This is a genomic window from Bacillus sp. 05T31, from assembly GCF_056396725.1.
On record NZ_JBFTMA010000059.1, the window covers coordinates 1 to 11,936 of the forward strand.

Annotated in this window: 11 protein-coding genes and 2 pseudogenes; 8 read left to right on the plus strand and 5 right to left on the minus strand. The window is 36.7% G+C overall.

The window, feature by feature from the left end; translation table 11 throughout:
- Together AC1DJR_RS06095 and AC1DJR_RS06100 are read left to right on the plus strand one after the other, a co-directional pair.
- On the plus strand, window positions 1-483 hold a 483-nt coding region (locus AC1DJR_RS06095; protein WP_477002223.1), incomplete at its 5' end, for an RNA-guided endonuclease InsQ/TnpB family protein.
- 174 nt (window positions 484-657) lie between these two features.
- Entirely contained in the window at window positions 658-2,619 is a 1,962-nt protein-coding gene (locus AC1DJR_RS06100) for a YhgE/Pip family protein (protein ID WP_429691826.1), read from the plus strand.
- A gap of 39 nt (window positions 2,620-2,658) precedes the next feature.
- Here the strand turns inward: AC1DJR_RS06100 and AC1DJR_RS06105 are convergent, their stop codons facing one another.
- The 5 genes and pseudogenes from AC1DJR_RS06105 to AC1DJR_RS06125 all read right to left on the minus strand — a co-directional run bounded on the left by AC1DJR_RS06105 (window position 2,659) and on the right by AC1DJR_RS06125 (window position 7,289).
- Window positions 2,659-3,039, minus strand: a complete 381-nt coding sequence (locus AC1DJR_RS06105; RefSeq protein ID WP_002143773.1) for a VOC family protein — start codon at window positions 3,037-3,039, stop codon at window positions 2,659-2,661.
- Between the two features lie 42 nt (window positions 3,040-3,081).
- A complete protein-coding gene (locus tag AC1DJR_RS06110) occupies window positions 3,082-4,239 on the minus strand; it encodes an acyltransferase (protein WP_477002224.1) in 1,158 nt (385 codons plus the stop codon).
- A 157-nt stretch (window positions 4,240-4,396) separates the two neighbouring features.
- A pseudogene (locus AC1DJR_RS06115) lies at window positions 4,397-5,554 on the minus strand (RNA-guided endonuclease InsQ/TnpB family protein).
- Window positions 5,551-5,697, minus strand: a pseudogene (locus tag AC1DJR_RS06120) (IS607 family transposase); the annotation flags it as partial. The pseudogenes AC1DJR_RS06115 and AC1DJR_RS06120, both read right to left, overlap by 4 nt.
- A 374-nt stretch (window positions 5,698-6,071) precedes the next feature.
- Window positions 6,072-7,289, minus strand: coding sequence for a dicarboxylate/amino acid:cation symporter (locus AC1DJR_RS06125; RefSeq protein ID WP_002144835.1), 1,218 nt, complete (start codon window positions 7,287-7,289; stop codon window positions 6,072-6,074).
- 225 nt (window positions 7,290-7,514) lie between these two features.
- On the opposite strand from AC1DJR_RS06125, the gene AC1DJR_RS06130 reads away from it, so the two are divergent.
- From AC1DJR_RS06130 to AC1DJR_RS06155, 6 genes are all read left to right on the plus strand, one after another.
- Entirely contained in the window at window positions 7,515-7,817 is a 303-nt protein-coding gene (locus AC1DJR_RS06130) for a PTS sugar transporter subunit IIB (protein ID WP_002089630.1), read from the plus strand.
- Window positions 7,818-7,831: 14 nt separating this feature from the next.
- The gene (gene celB, locus AC1DJR_RS06135; protein WP_477002225.1) at window positions 7,832-9,133 is read left to right on the plus strand and encodes a PTS cellobiose transporter subunit IIC; all 1,302 of its coding nucleotides are present in this window, start codon (window positions 7,832-7,834) and stop codon (window positions 9,131-9,133) included.
- A 9-nt stretch (window positions 9,134-9,142) separates the two neighbouring features.
- Window positions 9,143-9,460: a PTS sugar transporter subunit IIA gene (locus AC1DJR_RS06140; RefSeq protein ID WP_002016162.1), complete on the plus strand. Its 318-nt coding sequence runs from the start codon at window positions 9,143-9,145 to the stop codon at window positions 9,458-9,460.
- Window positions 9,461-9,864: 404 nt separating this feature from the next.
- Window positions 9,865-10,167, plus strand: coding sequence for a PTS sugar transporter subunit IIB (locus AC1DJR_RS06145; RefSeq protein WP_001023565.1), 303 nt, complete (start codon window positions 9,865-9,867; stop codon window positions 10,165-10,167).
- A 16-nt stretch (window positions 10,168-10,183) separates the two neighbouring features.
- Window positions 10,184-11,491 (plus strand): PTS cellobiose transporter subunit IIC, encoded by a 1,308-nt coding sequence (gene celB / locus AC1DJR_RS06150; RefSeq protein WP_003192396.1) that lies wholly within the window; start codon window positions 10,184-10,186, stop codon window positions 11,489-11,491.
- 183 nt (window positions 11,492-11,674) lie between these two features.
- On the plus strand, window positions 11,675-11,936 hold a 262-nt coding region (locus AC1DJR_RS06155), incomplete at its 3' end, for a PTS lactose/cellobiose transporter subunit IIA (RefSeq protein ID WP_477002226.1).

The window sequence follows — 11,936 nt, forward strand, 5'->3', positions numbered from 1 at the left end:
CAAAGAGATATGTCTAGGAGATTTAAAAAAGGTGTGAAAATTCAATCTGCCGGATATGAAAAAGCTAAAACTGAGCATCTTCGGTTATCTAGGAAAATTACGAATATCCGAAATAACCATATCCATCAAGCAACAGCTAAATTGGTGAAAACCAAACCAATGAGAATTGTTGTGGAAGACTTACCTATCTCAAACTTGTTAAAAAACAAAAAACTATCGAAAGCATTTTCATTTCAAAAATTACACTTCTTCTTTCGATGTTTATCATACAAGTGCGAGAAGTATGGCATTGAGTATGTAAAAGCTGATAAATGGTTCGCCTCAAGCAAGATTTGYTCATGTTGCGGAGTAAAATACGAYCATTCAGTTCAACCAGAAGGACAGTGGAGTTTAAAAATACGTGAGTGGCGTTGTGTTGRRTGCAATAGCCATCACGATAGGGATGTAAATGCGTCGATAAATTTATCAAGATGGGTAAAATAAATGCTTGATAATAGGAGGTAACGATACTGCCTCGTGTGGAGTGTTATACCCCTCGTCCCTTTGGGGCTGCGAGAACACGATGAAGCACTAACTTGTGTAAATTTGATTGAATTGTATAGATTTAGTTAAGTTTATCGTATCGGAATTCAACTTATATTTAAAGATTGGAAGGCGATGTGGAACCATAAACATGGACGTATCGCTTTAATTTTTTTATTAATCGTTCCTTTAATTTATTCAGGATTCTTCTTAGCTGGATATTGGGATCCGTACGGAAAATTAGATAAATTACCTGTTGCAGTTGTTAATTTAGATAAGGGTGCTGTGATGGATGAAAAAACAATCCAGGCTGGAGACGATTTTGTTAAAAATTTAAAAGAGAATAAGGAATTGGCGTTTCATTTCGTATCAGAAAAAGATGCTGATGAAGGGCTAAAAGAAGATAAGTATTATATGGTGGTTACGATTCCGGAGGAGTTCTCTAAAAAGGTAAGTACACTAATGGATGAGAAACCAGAGCCGGCGAGGCTGCAGTACAAAGTAAATCCAGGGAAAAACTTTGTAGCAGCTCAAATTGGAACGACAGCTGTTGAAAATATGAAAACAAAAATCTCAAATAGTATTACGAAATCTTATACAGAAGGTGTCTTTTCAAAGTTTCAAGATTTGGCACAAGGGTTGAGTGATGCAAGTAATGGTGCTGAGAAGTTGCACGAAGGAACGACGGATGCAAAAAATGGGGCAAATCAGCTTGCAGATGGTATTCATCGTTTAAGTGACGGGACATCAAAAGTGAAAGAGGGAAGTGAAAAACTTGCTTCTAGCCAATCTGCCTTAAGTAGCGGTGCAAATGAGCTGAGTCAAGGAGCGACATCACTTCATAATGGTATGGAGCTGCTAGCACAGGGTGAGAATTCTTTACAATCAGGAGTTAGTGAATTAAGTGCTGGTACAAATGAATGGGTGAACGGAAGTGAGAAACTTGCTGAAGGGCAAGTGAAAGCGGACAATGCAGCAAATAGTGTAAAACAACAATTAGAAGAGTACGTGAAAAGTCATCCAGAAGTGCAGCAAGATCCTGCTTTTCAAAAGATCATTGCTACTTCTAACGGATTAGCTAAAGCAACAAACACTTTAAATAATAGCCAACAACAATTGACACAAGGTGCGCGGAAGCTTACTGATGGTCAGCATAAGATTGAGGAAGGCATGAATACATTCGGAGTTAAGTTAAACGAAGCTACCGCTGGAACGAAAAAGATAGCAGATGGTACTTCGAATTTAGCTGATGGATTTACGAAGTGGGGAAATGGATTTATATCATTACAAGAAGGTGTAAATCACCTTGCGAGTGGCGGAACAGAGCTGAATCATGGTGCTGATAAGTTAACGAGCGGACTTGTTAAACTTGACGATGGTGCGAAAGAACTTTCTACGAAATTGGGAGAGGGCGCAGAGAAGATAGCGGATGTTCGCAATGATGATGCACGCAATACGATGTTCTCAGAGCCGGTTCAATTAGTGAAGTCGACAGTTTCTGATGTGCCTAACTACGGTTCAGGTATTGCACCATACTTTTTATCACTGGCATTTTATGTTGGCGGAATTATGGCATCGAATATTTTACCTCTTGGCCGTAGACAAAATATGAAGGTAAGCGGAACAGTACATTTTATTAATAAACTAGGATTAGTATATTTAATTGGACTCATTCAAGCACTACTTGTAGATGTGGTAGTGTTAGGAGTTATGAAATTAGAAGTTGCAAGTGTATCACTCTTTGTTTTATCAAGTATTGTTATTTCCTTTACGTTCATGACATTTATTCTTATGTTAGTAACGGTATTCGGCATTGTTGGGAAGTTCGCAGCGGTAACGCTTCTCGTTCTTCAATTAGCGACGAGCGGAGGTACTTTCCCAGGAGAGTTAAATATAGCTGTGCTTAGCAAAATTGGACAGTTTCTCCCAATGTCTCATTCTCTTAGAGGATTACAAGATGTTATCTCTTTAGGAGATTGGTCGCAATTACGAATGCAAATTTTAATTTTATTATGCTATCTCGTTGTCGCTGGTGGAATCACATGGGTTACGAGTCATATACAGCATAAGGAAACGAATGCAGAGCAAGTTTCTTAAAATGAAAAAAGCTATCCGATTTTTCCGGATAGCTTTTTCTTATTTCTTTTCCATAACCGCAAAGTAATTACTTTCATTATCAGCGAAGTTAAAAGCTCTACCTGTAGGTAAATCTACAACTTGTCCAACTGTAACATTTTTCTCAGAAAGATCTTTATACAGTTGATCTAAGTTATTAGAGAAGAACATAAGTGAAGGGGTATTTAAGTTTAATTCAGGTTGCATCTTCGCAATTAACGCCTTATCGTGAAGGACGATGCTTGTTCCAGCTTCTTTTGCCGGCGCAATTTCAATCCAGCGAAATCCTTGACCGTTATTTTCTTCCGCAACGATTTGGAATCCTACTGTTTCTGTCCAAAATTGTACTGATTCATCCTGGTTATTTACATATAACATAATTTGCCCAATTTGATTAATCATAGGTGTGTCCTACTTTCTTTTCTTATATGGAATTCTATTATATCAAAGATATGGTTTGAATACCTTTTCGTGATTTTTTCGAAGTACAATCTTAGCCCATTTCATATTTGTTGTAGGAGAAGGTCCTGTAATCCATGTATGAAATGGTAGTGTACTGCAAATGACCATTGCTGAAATAGAGATTGTGGTCGTTAATATAAATAGTAATAGGCTATATAATATTGTGTTTTCTTGCAGTGCGAATAAGGAAAGAAATTTTGTACATAGTTGCAAGAAGAAAAAATGAGCTAAATAAGCGCCATACGTGTAATTCCCGATAAAACGTAAAGCTTTATATAAGAAACCACGTCGCTGTACAGTTGTAATAGATAACACGTACAGTATCATAATTTCACAAACAATATATAAAAACATGGACGGTTTTAAATAAGTAGAAACCGTTAAATGAATAGAATTGGCGCCGTAAAAACTAAATAACTCATAATTGATGAATAAAAATAAGATGAAAAATAAGATTGTTATAAGCGGAATATGTTTCATGACAAATATACGCCAAGTTTTTAATGATACAGCAGCTATTCCTCCCATGACGAAATAGAATGAGTAGAAGAAGAAGGAACGATCTGTATAATGTAAAATGGTTGAACTAGTCAGTTTCTCTCCATTAAAAATGTAGTGAGAAGAGTACCACATTAAGAAGAAATATAGACAAGCGAAAATGGTCATATATTTATATATGTCTTTTTTATTTTCTGTTCGTTTTTGAAACCAATAAAATAGTGTGCATAGTAACGGGAACAATAAGTGAATTTGGAACATCATAATAACGTACCAAAGATGAGGTGCAGCTGTTCCGAGTAATAAACTTTTTATTCCGCCTTGGAGTGTAATGGTATCGTTTGTTGTTAATAGATAAAGAATAGACCAGAAGAAATAAGGAATGAGTAAATGTGYGGMTTTTTCATAAATATAYTCTCTRTAAACGAGTTKCTTCGTATATWGCCGAATTAAATGGAAGCCGACGATAAATATGAATGCAGGTGCTGAAAATTTTGCAAGATTAAATAGCATGCCCATAATGAGGGATTGCTCGAGTAAGACATTTCCTTGATTCATTGTATATAATAAGGAACTTTGCAAAACGACAGCAAGAAATGCAATGCTTTGCAAAACTTTGAATTCTGGTGCGCTTTGAGTCATTGTATCCATCTGCTACTAAAAATATAGACAAATATATTCTCAGAGTATTCCTGCTTCTCCGTGCCCTGCCTCGCCACTAACTCGCTACTACAGTTCGTTGTGACACTCCACAGGCGTAAATTCCGATGTAGCCCACCGTACATATATACAATCTATTTTACGTTAGTATTGTATATTCTTTTGCTTGTAAAAGATTGATCGCTGCGTTCAAATCTCTATCCATTACATTGCCACATTCACATGTATATACCCGGTCAGACAGTTTTAAATCTGCTTTCTTTTGACCGCAACATGAGCATAACTTTGACGAGGGATAAAACCGGTTTACTTGACGTAATTCAATTCCGTATTCCTCACATTTCGTCAAAAGCCACGTTTTAAAAGTATAAAAAGACTGCTTGGCAATTGTTTTAGATAGATGTTTATTCTTCAGCATACCTTTCACATTCAAATCTTCCACTGTAATAAACGTTGGCTTGGTTTTCACCACATTCGTTACAATAGACTTTACATACTCTATTCGAATATTCGCTAATCGAGCACATAGCTTTTGTACTCTAAGAACATTTTTATCTATATTCACTCTTTTATTAGTAACAGATTTTTCACCTCTCTTTTTTAGATGTTCAAATTTACGTGCTAAAGAGCGTTGTTCACGCTTTAATCGTTTTTCTATCTTTTTTACTTTTATTGTTTTGTTGATGTTTTTGTGAACGATACCATCGCTACGTGTAGCAAAATCCTTCACTCCTAAATCAATCCCTAAACCTGTTGAATTAAGTGTTGGCTTTGCTTTTATTTCTTCCAATTCGCAAAGAACAGATACAAAGTACCTTCCTGCTCTTTGATATACTGTGCCACTTTTTACATTTGTACTTTTAGGGATATATCCATATTCTTTTAACCTTACCTAACCCATTGTGGGGATTTTTACTCTATGCCTTTCTACTGTCCAATCAGTTTTGTTGTTTTTAGGAAAATAGCACTTCACATCCTGTTTTTTCTTTTTCTTATATCGTGGGAATTTAGATAAACCTTTAAAAAATCGATTAAAAGCTTTATCCCCGTTCATAATCGCTTGTTTTACAGCTTTACTGGATACTTCTTTTATCCATTGATCACATTCTTTTGTATAGACATTGTTCAACCATTTTGAAAAGTCATACCCACTTAGAAACTTTCCTTCTGCTTCATACAACTCTTTGTTTTTAGAGATATACAGGTTGTAAACATACCTACACACACCAATCGTCTGATTTATTTGGGTTATTTGTTCTTTTGTCGGATGGATTTCTATTAGATATGCTCTTTTCATAAATCTTCATCCTCCGGTATTTTCTTTTTGTATTTCCTTAACCCGTAAATTATACAACTGCATACATGAAAGATAGGTAGTAAATCTTGAATAAGCTCTTCCTGTGAAGATAATTTTTCATTCGTTACAACAATAGTCTCTACCAAAAACGTATGAACCTATCTCAGTTAGTCTTTATACTGTTTATCTGTATAATGTTTTTTCTTTAGGGTTTCAGTAAGTGGTCAATACACCCTTATTCCCCCGCATCTGTAAAGTTCTTACAGAGACATTGATTATTTCAGCAAACTCTTTTGTTTTATATTACTGCATAGGTAAATTATAATATATTTTTGTATATTTCATATAACTGTATTTAACTCCTTTTCCATACATGATTATAGTACGGAGAATGGATAATGGATGTGGAATATTTGTGAAGATTATAACAAAWTTGTGGCGGGATGGGATTATATCGACRTTTCGACAAATAACAACAAAAAAGAGGATGCTCCACCGAGCATCCTCTTTCTATATATTAAGCAAATTTATTTTTGATCCAGTTTTTACCTTCTACAAGGCGAGCTGTCATTACGGCACAAGCRTTATCTCCTGTTACGTTTAACACTGTTGCAGGAGGATCGATGATTGTACTAATTGCTGCGATAATTGGCAATGCTTCTGGTGGGAATCCGTATAGAGAAACGATTAACATTTCACCAATCATACCCCCGCCTGGAATAGCACCCATTACTGTTCCTACTAATAGAGAAACRACAAGTGCRATTGCTAATGTTTTCGGTCCTTCGAATTCCATGTTGAAAATACCGAATAAGAAAGCAATTTTYAATACSCCGCCTAAAACAGATCCGTCTTTATGAAGTGTAGATCCAAGAAGGACAACTGTTTCACGAACGTCAGAAGAAATACCCATTTTCTTCGTTGCTTCTAAGTTCGCTGGAATACTTGCGGCACTACTACAAGTTGCAAGTGATGTAACTGTAGGAGAGACCATGTTCTTCCAAAATATTTGTACACCTTGTTTGCGACCTGCAAGGTACGCATAGAATGTAAAGAATACAAAGAAGTAAATAAGAGAAGCTGGATAGTATACCATTGCTGCTCGGAAGTAAGTTCCAAGAAGTTGTGGTCCGAATTCACCAACTAATGCTGCGAAGTAGGCAGCTAGTCCGATTGGAGCGTAGTACATAATGAAAGATACGACTTTCATTGAAATTTCTGCACCAGCTTGTAGGAATGTAGCGAATGGTTTCCCTTTTTCACCAACTGCTGAAGTTGCAACCCCCATTAAGATAGAGAAGAAAATAAGAGCTAGCATGTTCTCGCGAGATAGTAACTTTGAAAAGTCTGATACTGTTATGATACCAACAATTTGATCAGCAACACTAACTGCTTTTTCAGCTTTATCAGGCTGCGTTAGCTCTAATACAACACCTTGTGCTGGCGGGAATACTTTCACGATAATAATCATAAAAATAGCAGCTAAAATACTTGTAAATAAGAAAGTTCCAGCCATACTAGACATAATTTTACCGAAACGTTTTAATCCATCCATATTAGCAATAGATGACGCGATGCTAAAGAACACTAACGGTACAACAATCGTAAACATTAAGTTTAAGAAAATGTCACCAAGCGGCTTTAAAGCAACTGCATCGGCACCCATGAAATAACCAATGAAACCACCAATTAGGATAGAAGATAATAAAATAAGCGGAAAGCGATATGCCTTCATAAATATATCCTCCTATCGATTATAAAAAATCATACTGAATCATTATAGCGAGTTAGAGACTTCTTTACTAGGAAAATACGGATAGATGGAATAGCGTGAAAACCGAGAAATTTTTGTTTTTAAGCTCGGCATACAGTTAGAAATCTAGACATATATATTTGTAACCTAGTGGTGGCAAGGGCTACACCATAACTTAGGTTTGGAAAAAGGGGGAGGGGAAACAGGATGAATATTTTACTTTGCTGTGCAGCGGGAATGTCTTCCAGTTTGATTGTTACAAAAATGGAGAAAGCAGCAGAGGCAAGAGGGATACAGGTAAAGATTTGGGCAGTATCAGGTTCAGAAGTGCGAAATCATATTGATACTGCAGATGTACTTTTACTTGGACCGCAAGTACGTTATTTATTACCGAAAATGAAAGAATTATGTAAGGAGAAGGGAATACCTGTTGAYGTMATTCAATCYGTCCATTACGGRCTTTGTAATGGAGAGGCTATCTTRCAAGCAGCTTTGTCMATGAAACCATGAGGAGAGTGGGATAGATGATAAAGTTTTTAGAGAAATATGTGATGCCAGTGGYAGGGAAGGTTGCAGAGCAGAGGCATTTGCAAGCGATTCGTGATGGAATTGTTTTAACGATGCCTTTCTTAATTATTGGATCTTTCTTTCTAATTATTAGTGCTTTACCCATACCCGGGTATAATGATTTTATGGCAGGATTGTTTGGGGAGAGTTGGCAAAAAGCTTTGGGGTATCCAGTTAGCGCAACATTTAATATAATGTCTTTAATAGCCACTTTTGGAATCGCTTACAGACTTGGTGAGTATTATAAAGTGGATTCTTTAGCATCTGGTGCATTATCACTTGTATCATTTTTGCTTGCAACACCGTTCCAGGTTATGTATATGATACCAAATACAAAGGAAAGTGTACTTGTAGATGGAGTTATACCAGCTGCGTTAATGGGAAGCCAAGGGTTGTTTGTAGCGATGATTATTGCAATTATATCTACTGAAATTTATCGATTTGTTGTACAGAAAAAGATGATTATAAAGATGCCAGAGACAGTTCCGCCAGCAGTAACGCGTTCATTTGCTGCGCTTATTCCAGGCTTTATTGTTGTGACGGTTGTTTGGATCATTAGATTAATTTTTGAACATACGACTTTCGGTAGCATCCATAATGTTATAGGAAAGCTTTTACAGGAGCCTCTTAGYGTACTTGGGGCTAGCATTTGGGGTGCGATAATCGCAGTTATCATTGTCCATGTACTTTGGGCGTGCGGAATTCATGGAGCTGCAATTGTTGGTGGTGTAATGAGTCCGATTTGGTTGTCATTAATGGATCAAAATCGAATTGCATTTCAGGCAGGGCAAGATGTACCGAATACGATTACTGCACAGTTCTTTGATTTATGGATTTATATGGGCGGTTCTGGTGCAACACTTGCTTTAGTTGTAGGAATGTTATTATTTGCGCGAAGTCAGCAATTGAAAAGTTTAGGGCGATTGTCAATTGCACCTGGTATATTTAATATTAATGAAATGGTAACTTTCGGTATGCCGATTGTAATGAACCCGCTTTTACTTATTCCATTTATACTGGTTCCAGTCGTGTTAACGATTGTTTCTTATTTTGCAATGGAATGGGGATGGGTTGCACGTCCGAGCGGAGCTGCTGTACCTTGGACTACACCTATTCTTTTTAGTGGATATTTAGGATCAGGCGGGAAAATTTCAGGRGTTRTTTTRCAGCTCRTTAACTTTGCACTTGCATTTCTTATTTATTTTCCATTCTTAAAAATATGGGATAAACAAAAAGTAGCGGAAGAAAAGGGGGAGTAAAGAACTAACATGGATACGATAGAGACGAAAGCTTTTCACTTAATTTTGCATGGTGGTAATGCGAGAAGCTGCTCAATGGAAGCAATTGATTGCGCGAAGCGCGGTGAATTTCAGGAAGCAGAAGCGAAACTACAAGAAGCTTTAAATGAATTGCAAGAGGCGCATCGCTTACAAACAGAGCTCATACAGAAAGAGGCTGCCGGGGAAAAAACCGAAGTTACCCTTCTGATGGTGCATGCACAAGATCATTTAATGAACGCAATTACGGTGAAGGAATTGGCGAGTGAGTTTGTAGAATTATATAGGAAGATGTCGGTGGATGAATGAACCTTGCTTAGGCAAGGTTTTTTTATGTTTTTAAAAGAGATTGTTATGCCGAAGCGAAGACCATATTATAGTGGAAGAAAAATCCCCTCAATAAATAATCGGTTAAAATAAAGAAATAATTTTCGCTGAAAACATTTTTTAGTGTTTTTTTATTTTAAATACAACTAGACAACTAAACACTAATCTATTTTCATACAGTTATGTGTTAAAAGTGAGGTGTTTTATAACACACTGTGTGTTTTTTTTGGGACACACTGATTGAAAGCGGTAACACACAAAGAAATCACTCGAAAAAACGCTGATTTTAGGCGTTTTGAAAAGTTGGCACGGTAATTGCATTAATAAATAGCGTAAAGAAAAATAAAAAACATAAATTTTTTATACCACATAAGGGGGATTTATAAATGAATATTTTATTATGTTGTTCAGCAGGGATGTCTACAAGTTTACTAGTTACAAAAATGGAAGCGGCTGCAAAAGCTCGTGGTCTAGAAGGTAAGATTTGGGCTGTATCTGGGGATGCAGTAAAAAACAATATCGAYCAAGCAGACGTACTATTATTAGGACCGCAAGTTCGTTACATGCTTTCTACAATGAAAACGCTTGCCGATGAGAAAAACGTTGGAGTCGATGTTATTAACCCAATGCACTACGGCATGATGAATGGAGAAGCAGTTTTAGATCACGCATTAACACTAAAAAAATAATTAGGGGGGAAGCGAAATGCAAAAGTTTATTGCATTTATGGAGAAGTATATTGTTCCTGTCGCTGGTAAAATCGGATCGCAACGTCACYTAGCTGCGATCCGTGATGGATTTATTGCAGTTATGCCACTTATTTTAGTTGGTGCATTGGCATCACTAATTAATGGTTTTCCGTCTGAAGCTTTCCAAGAGTTCATGAAAGGTTTGTTTGGTGAAACGTGGAAACAAGTTGGCGGTGGAATGTGGACTGGTTCTTTCGCAATTCTAGCACTAATCATAGCATTTACAACAAGTTATAACTTAGCAAAATCTTACGGCGTTGATGGTTTGTCAGCAGGTATTATTTCATTTGGTGCGTTAATTATTCTTACGCCAACAACACCGAAAGAAGGCGGATTGAACTTAGCTTGGACAGGGGCACAAGGGCTATTCGTAGCAATTATCGTGGCACTCCTTGTTACTGAGGTATTCCGTTTCTTTGTACAAAGAAACATTACTTTTAAAATGCCTGATGGAGTACCACCAGCAGTTTTAAGATCTTTCGCAGCTATAGTTCCAGCATTTGTTATCTTAACAGTAGTTGCAGGTATTCAATTAGCAGTGAAATTAGCTGGTACAAGTGTTCATGAATTTATCTTTAATACGATTCAATCACCACTGCAAAGTTTAGCAGGGACATTACCAAGTGCAATTGTCATTGTACTCCTTGTTCATCTTCTTTGGTTCTTCGGTTTACATGGACCAAATATCGTTGGTGGTATTATTGAGCCATTATACTTACCGGCATTAGAGAAAAATATGAAGTTATTCCAAGGTGGTACATCTGCATTTGATGTTCCAAACATTATTACAAAACCATTCTTTGATACTTTCGTATATCTTGGTGGTTCTGGTGCAACATTAGCGTTCTTAGTGGTCGTATTACTTGTAGCAAAAAGTGCACAATTACGCGGTGTATCTCGCTTATCAATTGGACCAGGTGCATTCAATATTAACGAACCAGTAATCTTTGGTACACCAATTATTTTAAATCCAATTTTATTCTTACCGTTTATCCTAACACCAATTGTATTAGTAATTACTTCTTATACAGCTCTATCTATTGGCTGGGTACCAAAAACAGTTGTGATGATTCCATGGGCAACACCACCAATTATTAGTGGTTATCTTGTAACAGGTGGACATCTTTCAGGCGCAATTCTACAGTTATTCAACTTTGTAATTGCGATGGTAATCTACTATCCATTCGTTGTATTATCTGACCGTTCTGTTGTTCGTACTGAAAAAGCAGCAGCACAAGGAAATAACAACTCTGTACCTATGTAACATAGTAATTGTTCTCACAGGTAACATTATCTGTGAGAACAATCACCTTTATATCATGTTCAGAAAGATGAAACCCATCTACAAGAACACCAAACTATCATTAATAAAATAATAATTTAATAGACATGTTCAAACTGAAGGGGTATTTAAATCGGTTGAACCATAATAGAGAGGGCGGTAATTATGATGACTACAGCAGAACAAATTCCATTCCAATTGATTTTAAATAGTGGTAATGCACGAAGCTTTGCAATGGAGGCACTGCAATTTGCCAAACAGGGGAAAATGGCAGAAGCTGATGAAGCGATGGTAAAGGCGAAAGAAGCGATTAATGAAGCGCATCATTTCCAAACAGAGCTCATACAATCAGAAGCAAGAGGGGAAAAAACAGAGATTAGTGTTCTTTTAATTCATGCGCAAGATCATTTTGCGCATGAATTAAAAG